The following is a 19,061-nucleotide window of genomic DNA, read 5'->3' on the forward strand; positions in this document are numbered from 1 at the left end:
CAAAGTCCACGTCAGTCCGTCTTCGCTAGAGACTCGACGGAGTCCGGTAATAACACTGCGCCCAGTTCGACCTGAAGTTCCTGAACCAAGGGATCAGAGGTAAGTGCATCCCGAGCTGTAGCCAGGCGCGCATCGCGGGTCGCCGCTGCCAAACGCGCCGGCGTACTGCCCTGCACCTGCCCCACCTGAATCTGCGCAATAACCGGTTGCTGAAAAAAGTCTCCCAGCAAATCCCCCAAACGCCTCTGATGCACCTCGTCGTAGAGACTGCTAAAAGACTCATCGAGGGTAAAAGAGAGTATATTGTCCTGGCGCCCCACTAGCTCTAGGTGCTGGGCGATGGAGTGCAGTATGCCGCTAACGCCTAACTGGCTATACAGCGCCGGCCAGCTTCCGTGCGTCAGAGCATCAAAGTGCGCCCGCGGGGCTTCGGCAACCTTGCGTACAGTATCCCTGCGCGGAGGGGCCTGAAGCTCCGCAGGCTGTGGCGATGATTCCACTTCCGCTACCCGCTGGCGAAGTTCAGCCAAAACGCTTTCCCGTGGGTTTGATGCCTGCCCGGCGAAACTTTCCCCCTCAGGCAGAGGGTCGCGGACCACAACCTGACTATCTGTTTTCAGCTCATTAATCTGTTCGGTAGTGTCCTGTGGCTGTCGCACACCCTCCTCTTGAGACACCGGCGATCTCTGCTCTCTTTGGGGTACTGGACTCTGTGCCGGGGCTTCATGTGGTACGGGCGCAGTGCTCTCCACCCGGTCTCTGGGTGCCGCCGCATCCGCCTGCGGCGCCAGTTCAGACTTTTTTCCGCCGGCACTCCCCTGATCGTCGACGGATTGCTTCGCCAATTCATGAGAAGCAGGCTGAGCTTGCCCTTCGGCGGAGGGTCCAGGCAGTTCCACCCGTGGAATATTCGCCATGCCCTGTGGACGGAAGGCCAGCATGCGCAACAGGGCCATCTCAAAACCACTGCGCGGATCCGGGGCCAAAGGCAAGTCCCGGCGGGCGTGCAGTGCCATCTGGTAGTAGAGCTGTATATTCTCTGGCGCTATTTGGCCGGCAAGACCTCGCAACCGCTCGCCGTCCCCAAGGGTATTATCCACCGATTGTGGCAACACCTGCGCAACCGCAAGACGGTGCAAGTTATCGGCGAGCTCTGCCAGGGTCGCGGCAAAGTCCGGCGCCTGCTGCGCGAGCTCAGCGACGGCAGCAAACAGCCCAGCGGCATCTTCATCGGCCAAGGCCTGCAGTAGTTTCCACACCAGCCCGGTATCAATACTCCCGAGCATATTGCGAACTTCGGCCTCACTGATTTTCCCACCACCAAAAGCGATGGCTTGGTCGGTGAGGCTCATGCCATCACGCATACTGCCATCGGCAGCACGCCCCAGCTGCCAGAGCGCCCCCTCCTCAAAGGGCACCTGCTCCTTCTCCAGCACAAAGCGCAGATGTTCAACAACCCTCTCGGGGCTCATATTTTTGAGTTTGAACTGTAAACAGCGGGACAGTACGGTGACCGGAAGTTTCTGGGGGTCCGTGGTCGCCAGTAGGAATTTCACATGGGGCGGGGGCTCCTCCAGAGTCTTCAACAGGGCATTGAAGGAGCTGTTGGAGAGCATATGGACTTCATCGATCAGGTAGACCTTATAGCGCCCTCTTGTAGGAGCATATTGGACATTCTCCAGGAGCTCGCGAGTATCCTCCACCTTCGTGCGAGATGCCGCATCCACCTCAATAAGATCCACGAAGCGACCATCGGCAATCTCACTGCAGGCATTACACTGCCCGCAGGGCTCAGAGCTGACCCCCTCTTCGCAATTCAGACACTTTGCCAGAATCCGCGCGATGGTGGTTTTCCCCACGCCACGGGTACCGGCAAACAGGTAGGCGTGGTGCAGGCGGCCATTATCCAGGGCATTGATCAGTGCCTGGAGCACATGTTCCTGTCCCACCATCTCCCGAAACAGGCGCGGACGCCACTTGCGGGCCAGTACTTGATAGCTCATCCAGTCTCCGGTGCTCTGCACACCTCTGCCAACTTAACTCTCACACGCCCTTGGCGCGGGCGCCATTATACCGGCATAGCCGACGAGGCATAGCCGGTAGCAGGCTATGCACTAAATAGATCCATTCGCGCCACTCGTAGCCCGGGCAGTCCTTGTGATATAACTGTGCGCCAGCTCGCACTAAGAACAAACAATCCACAACGAAAAAGCGGGCTTGGACGGGGAACGCATTACGCAATGAATAAAGCCAGGAAGACGCTTCTGGAAAGGCTTTTTGCCGAACACGGCCAAGCCTTGGTGCGCTTTGTCGCACGCATTGTCAAAAGCCCGGACGATGCCGAGGATATCGCCCAACACGCCTACCTTCGCCTGCAAAAGCTCAGCGATGAGAAGGAGCTGGACAACCCCCGCGCCTATCTCTACCAGATCGCCAACAACCTGGCGGTGGATCAATTGCGCCGCGGCAAACTCCATGTGGAGTACCTCAACCAGCAAACCTCTATAGAGGGAGAGACCCAGCGAGATGACCACGCCGACCACCAGTCTCCAGAGCGGGTCCTCGCTGCGCGCCAACAGCTTCAGTCTATCTACGAAGCCATGGATAAATTGCCACTAAAATGCCGGCAGGCCTTCTTGCTACATAGAACACGGGGACTCTCTTACAGCGAAATCGCCCACGAAATGAACATCTCAGTGAGTAGTGTTGAGAAATATATCCTACAGGCACTGAAAGCCTGCAGACGCAAGGTGAATCCTTCGCCGTAAAGCCCCATTCTCCGCCCACGCCCCAGCAACATTTTTTGTTGAGGGAGGAACCCCCTCGGCCGTCTCAGTTTGCAAGGACGAGTTTTAATGGCGAATTAAACCTGCAAATCCTGGCACTTACAGAATTATTTACTGCCAAAAGGTTATTCGTGCTGCCATTGTTTTGCAGCTAGACCTCCATTGTCGCCCAAATCACACAAGTCGGCGAAATTTGAGTAAGATGCACCAAATCTTGAGACTAGAGCTCCACTGTCTACAAGCCAAATAAACCCGAGTACCAGAGCGATTATGAACAGCAACCTCCAACAAATAACAAGTGATGAGAGCCTGGATCAGGCCTGCGCTTGGGTTGCCCGTTTACGCTCGGACACTGTCAGCGCGGCAGATAAAAGCGAGTTTGCAACTTGGCTCGCGAGCTCTGAAACACATCGCCAAGCCTTCGATGAAATAACTGAACTATGGGGTGACTTGGGTGCCCTCACCCACATGCCCATCGATCACTTCTTTCCCGAAAGTGTGCCAACCGCTCACACAAACGATAAAAAGCAAAAAATACAGCGCGGAGCACGCGACGACCACTGGAGCTTGTCACGCTGGCTATTCAGCGGCGGCCTGGCTACGTGTGGTGCTTTTCTCGCCGCCTGGGTTGGACTGCAGTGGCTAGATTCAGGAGTAACTAGCCAGCAAATTTACATTACCCAGTTGGGGGAGGTTCGCACTGTGAGCCTGGCCGATGGCTCCGAAGTGAAATTGAACTCCAACAGCGAGCTGCGAGTTAGCTACAGTCGTAAAGAAAGACGCACACTGCTTGTCCATGGCGAAGCCTTCTTTGACGTCGCACGCCAAACTGCCCGCCCCTTCACTGTGGCCGCCGGCAATGCGAATATTCGTGTACTCGGAACCGAGTTCAATGTAGAACTGAACCCCGAAAACACACGGGTATCAGTGACAGAGGGTAAAGTTTCCGTCAGTGAAACTGAAAGCGCCTCGGGCCTAAACCCCGAATCCGTCACTCTAGCCAAAAACCAAAAAGTCAGCGTGTCTGAACGTGGTCTCAGCAAAATCCAGCGAACTTCAGAGCAAGAGGCCACAGACTGGACCCGTGGCATTCTAGTCTTTGAGAAAACCCCCCTAAAAGAGGCCCTGCAGGAACTTAACCGCTACCTCCCTGTACCAGTAGCTGCCACCCCAGAAGTAGAAGACCGACTTGTATCTGGCACTTTCGCGGTATCTGACCCGGACAATACCCTGAAAGCCATTACTGCCGCCCTAGATCTTCAACAGGATCACAGCAATACCAACCTGACCATCTTGTCTCCCAGGCACAATTAGGTTATAACCGCCTCAATTGGCGGTCGTTTATTGAGCAATTAGCAATTCCCGCCCACAAAATAACAGAAGCAACGCTCCGTAATTCCTTATATTGCTGGGCACAATAACGATGGGCAACTTCTTGACGGTGAGGCTCTGGGCTAAAGTCTTTTTGGTTTTTCTGCTGTCAGTCAGTCGTGCAGCGGCTGCGCTATGCCCCGAACCCAAGATTGAGCTTCCCGCCAGCTCTCTCCCCAAAGCCCTGATCTCCCTGGGAAAGCAGTGTCAGATTTCGATTTTGGTTCAGACCTCATCAGCCGCCCAATATACTCTGGTAAAGCAGAGCCTGGACACCGAGCAGGAGGAGTTTGAAGAGGTTTTAGAGCAATTACTGCAAGGCCTACCATTTGCCTATCAACGCACAGGACCCTCCTCCTTTGCGATAACACCCATTGAGGGCCTCAGCCCCAAACTTGAGCAACAACTCAACTCTCCCCCCGAAGAAGTTACCGTCACCGGACAAAGCCTTACAGGCAGCCACCTGCGTCACTACCAGCTGGACGATTATGCCCCGATCGACAGGCTCTCCAGAGAACAACTTGAACTGACCGGGGCACAAACTGTTGCCGACGCACTCCAGTTCTTGCCAGCTGTCTCAGGAAATTCTACCAGCACCTCTGTCAGTCAAGAGGACGATGGAACAGCCACTGTTTCTCTTCGCTACCTTCCCGCCAGTAACACCTTGGTATTAATCAATGGCCGACGCATTATTGGCGATGGCTACAGTGGAGAGGCGACCGATCTCAACACCATCCCCCTATCTATAGTTGAGCGCGTAGAAATCCTGAAAGATGGTGCTTCGGCAGTATATGGCTCAGATGCCATAGCCGGGGTCATCAATATTATCCTTCGCAGGGATTTCGAAGGCCTATCTATGAATAGCTATTATGGACAAGCCCATGAAGGTGACCGTGAAACAGAATCCCATTATTTAACATGGGGAAGGCAAGGTGAGCGCAGCCACTTGATGTTCAGCCTGGCAAAGTATGCGCAAGGCGCGGTAATGAGTCGTGATCGCAACCTGTCAGAATCTGCAGATAGCCGTAATTTTGGGGGCACCGACAAACGCTCATCAGCCACTCCAGAAGGATTTATCGCCCTGACCAACAGCTCTGTCCTAACCAGCTCATCACCGGAAACTTACCGATCCTGGTCCTTGGAAGATAGGTACAACTACAGCGACTACACCTCCGCCATTACGCCTATCGAAAGCAATTCTGTATACCTATCGGCTGATTTTGATCTCAGTGATAGCACACTGATATTTGCAGAGGTTATGGGGCAGTACACTTCCGCGGAATCAACCAAAGCCCCAACTCCAGTATTTACCCGCTTTGACAATGGCGACCTAACTATAGCGGCGGATAACATCTACAACCCCTTCAATCAAACTATTACGGATGTCAGGAAGCGAATTACCGAACTGGGGCCTCGGATACAGGAAAACCGCACAAGATCCTGGAGAGTAAATAGTGGAATCAAGGGTGCTCACAAGCAATGGCACTGGGAATTGATCTCATCGTTACACCATACAGACAAAAGTGAAAAGCTCAGTAACCTCATAGACCCTTTAGCGCTCTCTCAGGGCCTAAAGGGACCAACAATCTGCAACCTAGATAGTGGCTGCACCCCCATAAACTTACTGGGCCCCAGCGGTAGCATTAACAGCGAGCAACTGGATTTTATTCGAGGGCAAAGCTCCAACCGAAGCCAAACCCGCATGGAGTCTGCCTCCTTTATCGCAGACGGGCCTCTGGGGAAAAATCGGGCAGGTGAGATCCTAGCAGCAATAGGACTTGAGATCAGACATGAAGCTTTGTCTACCAACTCCAACGACCAGAATGGCCTTTCCTATATAGGGGGCCACGCACCGGGCGCAACCCGCGGCTCACGCACCATCAAAGAAACCTTCGCAGAAGTCTCAGTCCCACTGCAGTCAGAAAAACTCTGGCTAGATGGAGCAATGCGCCTGTCCAGCTACAGCGACTTTGGCAGTACTTACAACCCAAAGCTCGCCCTGCGCTGGCAACCTTGGAGCGACCTACACCTCAGGATCAGCTATGCCAGCGGCTTTAGGGCACCCACTCTTACCGATATGCACCAGCAAGGCTACCAAAGCCAGGAGTTTATCTTTGACCCCTGCACCAGCGATAGCGCAAGTCTCCTGGCCGGCTGTCCTGCACAATCTGACAGTGCACGAATCCAATACCTCACCGAGTTCGGCGGCAACCCTAACCTGATGCCAGAGACCTCGGAAACCCTTACAGCCAGCCTAGCCTGGTCACCCAGGCAGATAGAGGGGTTGAGCACCGCCATCGAGTTTTTTAATATTCAGCAAGATGACGTCATTGGCAGCAGCCCCCAGTTTCTAGTTGAGCAGAACGCTTATCTCGGGCTATTCAGCAACAGGGTTACCCGTGATGACCGCGGCGAGATTACCAAAATTCTCGCTACACGGATCAATAAAGGCCGACGCACCATCCAGGGTTACGATATCGCACTCCGCTACAATCTGCCTGTGGACAACTTTGGGCAACTTGATCTTGCCGTTAATATAAGCCATATGCTGAGCTACTTAAATCAAGGGGCCACAGGACTACCCGAAGAGGAGCTGGCTGGCACTTTTATAGACACTACGACAGGCGGGACAGGGTCACTACCAAAATTAAAAGCCAATGCTGGCGTTTACTGGAGTAACGAACATTGGAAGGCCGGCTATACCGCCCACTTTGTCGGCAACATGGAAGAAACCTACCTGCACAACGATCAATCCCTCACGCACCGTATAAAGAGCTGGCTTAGCCATGATGCACAGCTTTCTTTCAACCCTACTGATAAGCTTCGCCTTGCAATAGGAGTCAACAACCTGTTTAACACCCCTCCCCCTTTGGCTGTAACGGCTACGGATAATAATTATGACTACCGCACCTATGACTTAGCTGGGCGGTACTGGTATGGCAGTTTTTCAATAAAATTATAATCCCCCTATCCCAATAAACCTAAGTTCGATCGAACATTAGGCAAAACGCTCCACCTTGTAACTGTCAGAACATTCATTGCGAATTATCAGAAAAAAAATGAGATTTTTTTTGAGGGATCTTTTGTGCCGCTCGTTAAAAGGTATGTTGGGAGGAAAGGGGCCACTTGGGGGTAGCCACTTTCAGCATCGTCACTAATGACAAAGACTATAAATCCAACGATCAAGAGAGGATTGACAATGAAAAAGAATCTCCTATCTGTAGCTGTGAAAGGAGCAATAGGCTTCACTGTAGCTGCAATCATGGTTCCGGCAATGCCAGCCTTCGCACAAGATGCGGAAATAGTTGAAGAAGTAATCGTTACTGGTTCCCGTATCCAGCGTGCCGACCTGGAAGGCGCTCTGCCGATTCAAGTCATGGATGCCGACGCTATCGCCGCTACCGGTGTAACTTCCGCACCTGAACTGATGGCCAAACTGACTTCCATGCAGGGCATGACCGTTGCCGCTGACTCTGTTGGTGGTAGCGGCGGTGGTTTGCAAACTGCCAACTTGCGCGACCTCGGCGACCAATACACCTTGGTTCTCCTAAACGGCCGCCGTATGGCTTCCTCCACCTCTGGCAGTGTGGTCGACCTGAGCCACATCCCTCTGGCCGCTATTGAGCGCGTTGAAGTATTAACCGACGGCGCAAGCGCCCTGTATGGCTCCGATGCTATCGCCGGTGTTGTTAACTTTATTCTCAAACGAGAAGTAGATGCTACTTCTGTAAATGTCCGCTACGACATGCCCGAAGCTAGCGGCGGTGGCGAGATTACTACCTTCGACATTACTAGCGGCTTTGGCAATCTGGACGAAGACGGCTTCAGCATTATTGGAAGCTTCACTCATAGTGAACAGAGCGAGCTTGCTGCGAAAGACCGCGACTGGGCTAACAGCGGTATTATTAACGTAACCAACCCAGCTACCGGCAACAAGGGGCTGTTCTTCAACGGTTCTACCAACTCTGTCCCGGGCAACGCTTACGTTTACTACACTAAGGCATGGCGTGAACAGTGGGCTGCTGACCCCGAAAATGGTGTAGATAGTTACAAGGAAGCACCTATAAATGAAAGCTTCAACCCATACAGCAAAGTAAACGGTGATTGTGCCGCAGACAATGCACCTTCTGGCAACTTATGTGCTTTCGACTACACGAGTACCCTGTTTATCCTGCCGGAAAAGGAGACCGATTCCGTATTCCTATCTGGTAAATACCGCATCAGTGACAATCTGGAAGGCTTCAGTGAGCTGGTTTACTCCCAGCGCAGCATAACTACCAAGATCGCTCCTTTCCCAACTGGAGGGGTCCCCCTGCCGATGGACTCCGACCTAGTTCAGGATAATGTGTTACCGCACGCAAGCGTTGATGAAGCTGATATCGCACAGGTTGTCGGTACTTGGCGCGCCCTGCCTGCGGGGAACCGTACCACAGAGTGGAAGTCAGACGCCTTTCATTTCGTAACGGGTGTCAACGGCTCCATTGGTGACATCAATTATGAGGGCGCATTTTTCCACTCCGCTACCGAGCAGGAACAAAACTTCGTTGGCGGATGGCTGCTAGAAGAAGAGTTCATCGATCTAGTTGCATCTGGTCAAATCAATATTTTTGATACCCCGGACAATTTGTCTGACGACGCTGGCGCACTCCTTTCTGAAACTATTTACAACGGCAACAACGACAGCACGGAAACCGCAACTACTGGCTTCGACTTTTCTGTGGATATGCCATTATTCAGCATGAGCGGTGGTGAAGCCCAGCTGGCAGCCGGTATCGACTACCGCCGCAACAGCTACCAGCAAGATATTTCTGACGCGAGCAGAAACGACCTCATCCTGTTCGAAGATCCAGGCACCACCTACGACCTGGAACGCGACACCTACGGCGCTTACTCTGAAGTCCTGCTCCCAGTGCTAGACAACCTGGACTTCACCGCCTCTCTGCGTTACGACTCCATTGGCGGTGTCGATGCAGTAGTTGACGGTATAAATTTTGGCGAAGTAAACAGCTCTGAATCTGACCTCACCTACAAACTGAGCACCCGCTGGGCCGCAACCGACAACCTGTCGTTCCGCGCCTCTTACGGCACTGGGTTTAAGGCTCCGTCCATGATTCAGCTGGCTCGCCCACTGGTGAATTTCGGCGTAACCTCTGGCACCTTCGACTGCCCATTCGCTGCAGGGGATGCGCTGCGCAGTCTCTGTGTTGCGCAAGAAGGCTTCCAGGCTCAGGTTCTAAGCGGTGGTAATACGGAACTGACTCCGGAAACCTCCACCCAGTACTCACTCGGCTTTGTTCTGGACACCGAGAGCGGCTTCACCGCCACTGTCGACTACTGGAATATCGAAATGGAAGACCAAGTCGATGCCTTAACCGAGCAGATGATATTTGAGAACCCGGAACAGTACCGCGAACTGTTTGTAGGAGTTACTAATTCTGGCACTGGCCGTGACGAACTCGGCATCATTCAAGCCTTTGTTAACATCGGTGAGTCAGAAGTAAGTGGTATCGACTACCGTTTCGAGCAGCCTGTTGAGCTATCCTTCGGCGAAATGCTGTTCTCCCTGGGCGGAACCTACATGATAGAGAACGAAAACTCTCTCTACGGTTCCAGCATGGGGAAATTCGGCTCTGATGACAACGTAACTTTCCGCAACCAGATCCGCGCGGGTGTCTCTCTGACCCACGGTAACTTCACCCATAATCTGGGCATGAACTACCGCAGCGGTTACCTGGACCAGGCTAACACTATTATGCTGCTCGAAGATGACGGCTCCTACATGACTGAAATCGTTTATGACGAAGACGGTGTAGGTACTGAAAAGCTCGTAACTGAGGATGTTCAGCTGAACGTACCTTCTTACATTACTTTCGACCTTCAGAGCCAGGTTGCCCTGATGGAAGATCAGCTAACCTTGAAACTCGGTATTAACAACCTAACCGACCGAGAGCCGCCGCGTACCCTGCGCACCAGCGGTGCAGGCCACCAGCTGGGCTTCGACCCGCGTTACTCTGACGGCTACGGCCGTACCGTATACCTGAATGCAGGTTACACTTTCTAAGGACGCAAGTTCTTAGTAAAGCCCGTGGCGTTCGCGCCACGGGCTTTTTTTTTGCCCAGTAAAGCTAGTAAATTCGGTCCTCTGAAAAAAGATGACACCACCTCGACCTAGGGAGCGGCATGAGTGTCACCGGCAAGTGGTGGAGGCTCAATAGAGCTATAGGAAGCAAATAGGACAATCTGATTCGGCGGTGCAGGAGGTAAACAAAACTTAATACTTGGGGAGGTGCACGATGTGCTTGAGTAGAGGTCAACCTGCAGAGGCTTCTGTGCAAGGCGAGAGGCGAAAAAATAAAGCCATAGCAGTGAAGAATTCTTAAGCCACTTAATTAAGTGAGAGGCAAAGCGCCCTAAAGGAGCGGAAATACGCTCGCAGCCGTTGGCTCAAGGGAGTCCTTTTCCGCAACAACCTTCAGTACTTTAGAGTCAGCAAAAATTATCACGAACCAAATCTTCTTACAATGAGCAAACCACCGGCTATGCCGTAAGCGCTTGACATATAAGGGGCGTGGTCCATAGTCCAGGTATGATGTCAGGCTTTGCTGGTCTCCCGCCTTGGCCCAGGATGCATCTCGTGATTGGAATGCTGTATTAAGCTTGGGTAGTGGCGCTGAACTAAAGCTGCTTCTCTAAAGGGTTAATTTGCAAAAATCCAAGCGCTATCAGCACGATACCTAATGCTACCTTTGTATAGTCCACCCCTTAAAGCGCACATTCAAATCCGAGGAAATCAATCAGATTCAGACACTCCTCTCCGATAATATTGAGGAGAATACTGGACCAAGTAAAGTGACTCCCCCATCAAGATCGCTCGCCAGAAAGGAAAAACAGATCTTCGACCCGAAATTGGAAAAGCGCTCGGTTGTGGTAGCCAACTCCCTTCAACATGCCTTGCTGGTACTGCTACGGAACCAGCCCCGATGGAAGGTAAGAAGCTTAAGATCACCTTAAAGCGAAGCAAGCCAACCGTACCGAGCAACGCTACTGACCTATACTTCAGCTCGACCGTACTAGTACCGGCTAGACTGCCAACATAAGTGAGATACAACTGCCCACCAGAAATTCCTTTGGATTCAAGTAATTTAGCGCTTTTCGTGAATGAGCCTTGATTCGAAACACGATATCGTCAATTTAGCTTTTCCGTAGCTTGCCAAACCACATTCCTTTCGAGAAGAAACACCTTCAAAGCCGATTTCTTCTCGTGTAATCCACAATCCCAGGAATGATGTAGTTAACCAAGTCAGATTTTGTACGCTGGCCTCCACATAACTGAGCAGTATCACGCTAATTCTCCGCGGTTACAGAATAGATGATCCCACGCACTACCTGATACAACCCACAGTCTGCATCATTGTGCGGCACACTCACCCCTATTCTGCTGGCGGCCTTCAGGGGCAAATGTAGTTTGGAGGCTCGCTCGACTAGAGCCCCAGATACCAGATAGCCGACTTACCCATAAACAGTAAAGCCCCTCAGTGCCCTAGATCGACCCTTCCTACCACAATCGTTAGCAATCCGTCGAGAACAAAAGTCCAAAAAAAGGACTGGCCTCCCATCTGCTTGTGACCCAGCTGCATTTAACACTTATCCCATGTGCTTTAGCCCCAATAAAAATTTACAAATTAAAAGACCACTTGGTCTCGACTGTATTTGATAGAAAAATGATTTATTAAAATTGGTCCATGTTAAGCAAAAAAACTCACAAAAACTCACAGTTAGCAAAAAGATTAGCCCTAGAAAGTATAGAAATTAGCCAGAACAGTTAAAGCAGAGGCTACCAAACATCACTGATTCGTGACTCGCACACTGTCACAATAGTTCCAAAATATGATCAATTGATTTAAAGTCAGCTTTGACAGGTTATCTTGTATACACCTAATAACCACAAAAGCACCTTAAGTATAAAAGGTTCCACTATGATCAAGACCAAACTGAGCGTTGCCATTGCAGCACTGGGCACCATCGCCAGCTCTGGCGTTTTCGCCCAGGAATCCATTCCCGGGCCAGAGGTTGAGGAAGTAGTTGTTACTGGCTCCCGCATTGCGCGTGACCCCCTATCCACTACCGGTCCTATCACTCTGGTTGACTCTGAAGCCATCCAGCGTTCCGGTGTGGGCACCATTGATGAGCTGCTCAACCAGCTTCCATCTATGGGTACTACCGGTATCAATGCTAACGACAACAACGGCGGTGCTGGTCTGTCATTTGTGGACCTGCGTAACCTCGGTGCTGCACGTACCCTGGTACTGGTTAATGGCCGTCGCTTTGTCTCCTCGAGCTCAGGTGTAGCCTCTGCAGTGGATATGAACAATATCCCGGTAGACATGATCGACCGCATTGAGGTTCTGACCGATGGCGCCTCTGCCGTATACGGTTCTGATGCGGTAGCCGGCGTGATTAACGTCGTCATGAAAGACTCTTTCGATGGCGTTCGCGTTAACGCCCGTGCGGGCGCCACCGAAGCAGGTGGCGGCGAGAATGGCGAGATTTCCATTACCTTTGGTAAGGAGTTCGATCGCGGCCAATTCATCGGTAACATCACCCACAGCCAGCGTGACGAAATCACCTATAAAGACCGTGACTGGGCCGGACTGCAAAGCTCCATGTCGCCGACAGGCAATATCTTCACCAGCTACGGCAAGGGTAAATACGGTGTTGATACGGATGGGACCACTTTAGAGGACTATTCCACATACGACATAGGCCAGTATATGTGGCTGTCTGGGGCTATGGAACGCACCAGCTTTACCGGAAGCGGCACCTTCTCGATTACAGACTCTGTTGAGCTTTATGATGAAGGCTCCTACACCACTAAGACGACCAATCAGCAGATGGCTGCTCAGCCCATGTACGGCAGTAACGGGCTGAACATAACGTCTGATCACCTGCCAGCCGAAATTCAATCGCAGCTCGCAGAAGTTTGGGATGAAGCTGAAAAGAAATATCAAATCGATTTGGCAAAATATGAAGCCGGCCTTGCAGAGTGGAAAGAACAAGGCAGTCCTGAAGACTTGGAACCCGCTAAACCAGAGGCCACCCACGGTGAGACCTGGCAAGCAGGGCTTACTGATGTTCGAATGCGCCCGGTTGCTGGTGGCACCCGCAATTCTGAGCAGCAGACTGAAACCTACCGCATTTTGGGCGGCCTGCGCGGCGACCTGGCCAATGGCTGGGGCTGGGATACCTTCGTAAGCTACGGCAAGAACGAAGGGGAGAATACCGTTGGTAACTCCATCAATAAAACCTTGATGCAGGAAATTCTCGATGGTACCAGCGGTATTGCCGAAGAGAATATCCAGCTTCTCGGTGGAATGAGTGATGAAGTCATCGACTACATCAGCTACACCGACCAGGAAGACAATGAGTATGACATGCTCAACTTCGGTGCTAGCCTAACTGGCGATATCGAAGCTATCCAGTTCCAAGGTGGTGCTTTAGGTTTTGCTACTGGGGTTGAGTACCGCAAAGAATCTGGTGAGTTTAACCCAAGCACAGAAACCCAGAGTGGAGCTACCTTCAGCAACCAGCAGGATGCTACTTCTGGCGATTTCGCCGTAACCGAAGTATTTGCCGAATTCAACCTGCCGATCTTGTCCGGTGCCAAGTACGCGGATGAGCTCTCTGTTGACGCCGCTATACGTTACTCTGACTACGATACTTTTGGTGGCCAGGCAACTTATAAAGTGGGTGCTGTTTACGCACCAACAGAAAACCTGCGCTTCCGTTCTAGCTTGTCCACAGCCTTCCGTGCACCAGGCATCTATGAGCTCTATAGCGGTACTGCGCAAAGTTATGAAACACTGATTGACCCCTGTGACACCAGTTCAGATAATCAAGGCAAGTTCTGTGATATGGTCGGTGCTGGCTTCACCCAAGCAGGCAACCAGATCGCTACTAATATCGGCGGTAATGAAGACCTTCAGCCGGAAGAATCTACCAGTTTTACCGCCGGCATCGTTTGGACCCCCTCCTTTACTGAAGACCTGTCCATTACCCTGGACTACTTTAATGTAGAGATTAAAGACGCAATCACTTCTACAGATCTTCAGCAGTTACTAGACGACTGCTATCGTTCAGGCATAGCCACAGCCTGCAATGAAGAGCTTGTACGACGTGACGGCACCGGCCAGATTGTACACCTGGAAGGTTCTCTGCAAAATATTGGCGAAATCAATACCAGTGGTATCGATATCGATGTCGTTCAGAACTTCCACTACGATACTGGTAAGTTAGCTCTGCGTGCTCAAGCAACTCACCTGCTTGAGTACGATGAGTACAACGCCCAAACCGAACAAACTACCGATAAGGTAGATTATATTGGTGCCACCGGCGATGCTTTCACTAAATGGCGCGGTCTGGCGAGTGCCACTTGGTATGCTGACAATTGGGACTTTGGTGCCGACGTTCAATATATCGGTGACGGACACAGCCCATACCTGGACATGCCTTCTCACACCTACTTGAACCTGAAAGGTGGTTGGGATGTCAACGATGCTATGCGCTTGACTGCCGGTATTGATAACGTAACTGACCGTGAGCCATCTACCACATCCGGTAGCGACTGGAACGGCACTTACGACTACCAAGGCCGCTACGCATGGGCTGGTGTTACTTACCAGTTCTAAGTAACGACTCTCTAAGTCGAAAGTAAAAAGGGGCCATCTTGGCCCCTTTTTTATTGGTAACGGTGTATTCGGGAGTGCCCCGCCCGATTGACCTTACATATTTAGTCCAAGTAAGGGTTTATTCACCCTCGATCACTAAGTGCAACTTACGTTGATACGCATTAACGGTTGAGGGACTAGTTACCAGCGAAAAAGCCTCTTCAAAGCTCTGTCGCGATGCAGCCATGTCACCGAGCTGATATCGAGTTAAACCAAGTAGAAAGTGGAAACGATGATCGTCCTCATGGCGTGAAACAGCTTTGCGCAGACGGCGCTCAGCGCGCTTGAAGTCCCCCTGCTCATAGGCGTCTCGTGCTTGGTAGAAAAGGAAGTAGGGATTGCGCTCCCGGTGGAAGCGGGCACGCTTGGCGTAGAGGTCGGCCAGTTCAGCTTTGCCATTGTAGCGGTGTAGCCTCTCCAGATTACTGATGGCAACGAGATTACTGCTTTTTAAATGAAGGGCCTGCTGGTAGCTCTGTTGTGCTTCGCGCATAAAACCGAAATGGCTGTACATGGCCCCCAAATTGGCCCATAGGTCACTTCTCTGCGGGCGTAGCTCTAGTGCTTTACGCAGGTATAAAAAGGCCTGCTCCCTCTCGCCTGCACGCATTAATTCGACCCCACGGTTGCTGTAATAAAGAGCGAAGGCCGTTGTGTCATCCAGGGTGTACTGATCATAGGCGGAATCATAAGCAGAGAGGTTAAAGTCGATCACGCGACGGCCACGGGCGCTTTCCGACACCATATTCACATGGCGATAGACTACAAAGGTCTCGGCGTCGTCATGACTCCAAACCGGCGGGACTGCCACCTGATTAAAAGAGGCTTCGGCCCCTAGCTCCCTCGCCATCGCGACCATCATCAGAGTAAATGCCAAACAATTTCCCCGCGCTTGGCGGTAAGTCTCCATGGCGGTGAGAGTACTGCTTTCGTCGTATTCAACGGTAAAGTCGCGCTGCTCAAAGGCGCGAATCAATGCCGCCAAGCGGCTTTGTGGACTGGCGCTTGGAGCCAGCGCTCTCAAGTAGGCTCGTACATCGGAATCTAATCCCAGAAGATCCTCTTGTGGCAACTCCTTCATAGAGACGGTTCTGCCAAGCAAAGCTTCGCCACTCAAGGCTCTATCCAAGTCAATTGGATGGTTATCAGTGGGGGGCATGCTGGCACAAGCGGTCAAAAACAAGTTCAGACTGAGTAGCAATAGGGTTTTCATTGTTATTTTCCCCTTAATATCCTTTGTTATTCAGGATTTAACACTTATCAGGCAGCAATGGAAGCACCCTATTAGCAATTCTCTAAATTGTCTCACAACGGTTCGCCTGTAAATTAGACAGCTGGTAAACTCTGGAGATTGCTTTGGAGGCTAGCGCGCTAGTTTCAATCACCGAGCTCAACGAGTAAGACTCTCTCGTAGCTAAGAATGGAACCGGTTAGCGAAAGTATCCTGAAACAATATCTTGAGGGGATATAGTTTCCCCTGAATAGACGAGAGGACCGAATGGTCACAGTGAGCCATTGCTCAGGATCAAAAGAGATGTACCCGGTATGCCCCTGCATACCCTACTAGAGCTATAACAACTGGAAATTCAGCTTATGTCGTCGAACGCACATCAGAATGGGGGAGGCTTTTTTGGTCACCCAAAAGGGCTTTCCACGCTTTTCTTCACCGAAATGTGGGAGCGAATGAGTTACTACGGTATGCGCGCCCTGCTCGTACTGTTTATGACCGCCAGCTTGCAAGAAGAAGGGTTAGCCTTCACTGTTGCTGCTGCAACGGCTATTTATGGTCTTTACACCGGTGCCGTCTACTTCCTTGGTCTGCCCGGTGGCTGGATTGCGGATCGCCTACTCGGTGGTCAGCGGACGATATGGTACGGCGGCATTATCATTATGTGCGGCCATATCGTTCTGGCAATCCCGACTGATAGCAGTTTCTTTATTGGCTTGATCCTGGTTGCTTGCGGTACTGGTTTACTAAAACCCAATATCAGTGCCCTGGTCGGCCACCTCTATCAGCCCGATGATGTTCGCCGCGATAGTGGCTATGCGCTCTACTATATGGGCATCAACATCGGCTCCATACTCGGTTATGCAATTTGTGGATACTTTGGCGAAAATGTCGGCTGGCACTGGGGCTTTGGCGCCGCAGCAGTCGGGATGGCGGTCGGCCTAGTCCAGTACCGCAGGACCATTGGCAATCTTGGTGATGCCAGCCTGGCACCAGAGAATCCCTTAGCGCCAGAGAAGGCCAAGCTCGCATGGCGAGTCATTGGCGTAATCGCTATCGCTGTAGCCCTGATCACTGGTCTGGCTATGAATGGCACTATCACTATCAACCCAACCGTCATGGCCCAGTATGTCGCCGTGGCCTTTACCCTGACCTTCCTGGCCTATTTCGGATTCATCTACTTCGGCGGCAAGCTGAGCGCTTCCGAGAAAAAGAAAATGTGGGCCCTGTTCCTGGTTTGTGTGGCCTCTACCTTTTTCTGGTCAGGCTTCGAGCAGGCTGGATCTTCTCTTAACCTGTTCGGCCGCGATTACACTGACCGCCTGATCGGCTCCTTTGAGATGCCAGCATCCTGGCTGCAAAGCTTCAACTCACTATTTATCATTACCTTATCGCCTTTCTTCGCCGCTCTGTGGATTAATCTCGGTAAACGAATGATTACTCCCTCCTACGGGCTCAAGTGTGCGATTGGTCTTATCATCATGGCCAGCGGCTTCCTGGTCATGTTCTTCGCGGCTCAGTATGCTGCCGAAGGATTGAAAGTTGCGCCTTACTGGTTGGTCACAACTTACTTCCTGCACACTGTTGGTGAGCTTTGCCTGAGCCCAGTAGCATTGAGTGCAGTGAGCAAGCTGTCTCCACGCCGCTTTGCTGGACAGATGATGGGTGTCTTTGTACTCACCTACTCCATTGGCAATATCTTCTCAGGCCTACTGGCCGGACACTTTGATCCTAGCAATGTCGCCGAAATGCCAAGCTTGTACCTACAAATCAGTCTGTTTACCATCGGCGTAGGCATCATTCTCGCCCTGATCAGCTTGAAGTCCAAGTATTGGGAGAGTGACACCGGCGAGGCCCAACAGGCAGCCCCTTCTGGAGCAAGCACTAAAACTGCATAGAGCTCACTAGCAATCGAGCCTAAGAAAATAAAAAGCCGCTGTTCTCAGCGGCTTTTTATTTTTGAACATCAAAACCTATCCCCAGAATAAAATCTGGTACTAGCCAGTGATTAAGTTGTAATTTTCCCAGATAAAGTGAATCCCGATCGCAAAAAGCAATAAAGCAAAGCAAAGCTTCAACCGTGCGGCTGAAAATCGGTGGGCCAGGCTCGCGCCTAATTTGGCAAAAAATACACTGGTCAGAACAATCCCCAAAAAAGCTGGCCAATAAATATAACCACTGCTCCAGCTTGGTAGTAACCTGTTACCCCATCCCTGTACAACAAAACTAAGTGACCCGGAAATTGCAATCGGCAAGCCAAAAGCAGCAGACGTACCAACCGCTTGCTGCATAGCTACACGAAAATGTGATAGGTAGGGCACAACAAGAGCTCCCCCACCAATACCAAAGATGGCAGCAAGCCAACCGATGCCCCCTCCCGAACACAATAGCGGGAGTGAACCTGGCAGATTGGCTTCACCTTCTACTAACTCTCCTGAATGCAAACTCCCCAATCCCATGCGGAAAGCCATTACTATGGCGAAAATACCTATAAACAGCTGCAGCCAGGCGCCAGGTAATAAATCCGCCGTAACGCCACCGAGCCAAGAGCCAAAAAGTATCCCCGGAGTCATGACCCAAAATAAGTGCCAATCCACTGCACCCTTTGCGTTATGGGCCCATACAGAACTGATGGAAGTCACGATAATTGTGGCCAGCGAGGTCCCCACAGCCATATGGGTCAACACTTCAGGAGAGACACCTGTAGCAGAAAAAATTAGTACCAGTGCCGGAACAATAATCAGGCCTCCGCCAATCCCCAGAAGACCTGCCGCAGTGCCAGCAACTGCACCGAGTAAAAGGTAAATGAATAAAATATCCATATCGTTTTAGTTTAGCCGCAAAAAACGATACGACTAATCACCCAATTATTTGGAGGGGATTGCTCCATATTTAAGGAGCCAGAAGGCAATTGGATAAATGACCAAAACACCCCAAATAACTGCTGTCATT

At 51.5% G+C, this 19,061-nt stretch carries 9 protein-coding genes; 6 read left to right on the forward strand and 3 right to left on the reverse strand.

Annotation, left to right across the window (positions count from 1 at the left end):
- Positions 1–11 precede the first annotated feature (11 nt).
- Complete coding sequence (dnaX, locus tag ACCI51_RS06485; protein WP_371843020.1) at positions 12–2,003, reverse strand: DNA polymerase III subunit gamma/tau; 1,992 nt, start codon at positions 2,001–2,003, stop codon at positions 12–14.
- A 237-nt stretch (positions 2,004–2,240) separates the two neighbouring features.
- Here dnaX and ACCI51_RS06490 point away from each other — a divergent pair, with 237 nt between their 5' ends.
- From ACCI51_RS06490 to ACCI51_RS06510, 5 genes are all read left to right on the forward strand, one after another.
- Positions 2,241–2,768, forward strand: a complete 528-nt coding sequence (locus tag ACCI51_RS06490; protein WP_299586729.1) for an RNA polymerase sigma factor — start codon at positions 2,241–2,243, stop codon at positions 2,766–2,768.
- Between the two features lie 288 nt (positions 2,769–3,056).
- Positions 3,057–4,100, forward strand: coding sequence for a FecR family protein (locus tag ACCI51_RS06495; protein ID WP_371843021.1), 1,044 nt, complete (start codon positions 3,057–3,059; stop codon positions 4,098–4,100).
- 109 nt (positions 4,101–4,209) lie between these two features.
- A complete protein-coding gene (locus tag ACCI51_RS06500; RefSeq protein ID WP_371843022.1) occupies positions 4,210–7,119 on the forward strand; it encodes a TonB-dependent receptor in 2,910 nt (969 codons plus the stop codon).
- A 237-nt stretch (positions 7,120–7,356) separates the two neighbouring features.
- Positions 7,357–10,218 (forward strand): TonB-dependent receptor domain-containing protein, encoded by a 2,862-nt coding sequence (locus ACCI51_RS06505; RefSeq protein ID WP_371843023.1) that lies wholly within the window; start codon positions 7,357–7,359, stop codon positions 10,216–10,218.
- A gap of 1,915 nt (positions 10,219–12,133) precedes the next feature.
- Entirely contained in the window at positions 12,134–14,842 is a 2,709-nt protein-coding gene (locus ACCI51_RS06510; protein WP_371843024.1) for a TonB-dependent receptor, read from the forward strand.
- A gap of 118 nt (positions 14,843–14,960) precedes the next feature.
- Here the strand turns inward: ACCI51_RS06510 and ACCI51_RS06515 are convergent, their stop codons facing one another.
- Complete coding sequence (locus ACCI51_RS06515; RefSeq protein ID WP_371843025.1) at positions 14,961–16,094, reverse strand: tetratricopeptide repeat protein; 1,134 nt, start codon at positions 16,092–16,094, stop codon at positions 14,961–14,963.
- 380 nt (positions 16,095–16,474) lie between these two features.
- Between ACCI51_RS06515 and ACCI51_RS06520 the strand changes: the two genes are divergently transcribed.
- Entirely contained in the window at positions 16,475–18,007 is a 1,533-nt protein-coding gene (locus ACCI51_RS06520) for a peptide MFS transporter (protein WP_371843026.1), read from the forward strand.
- Between the two features lie 99 nt (positions 18,008–18,106).
- Here the strand turns inward: ACCI51_RS06520 and ACCI51_RS06525 are convergent, their stop codons facing one another.
- Positions 18,107–18,931: a sulfite exporter TauE/SafE family protein gene (locus ACCI51_RS06525; protein ID WP_371843027.1), complete on the reverse strand. Its 825-nt coding sequence runs from the start codon at positions 18,929–18,931 to the stop codon at positions 18,107–18,109.
- Positions 18,932–19,061: the final 130 nt, after the last annotated feature.

This window comes from Microbulbifer echini (assembly GCF_041447225.1).
Taxonomy (GTDB): Bacteria; Pseudomonadota; Gammaproteobacteria; order Pseudomonadales; family Cellvibrionaceae; genus Microbulbifer; species Microbulbifer echini.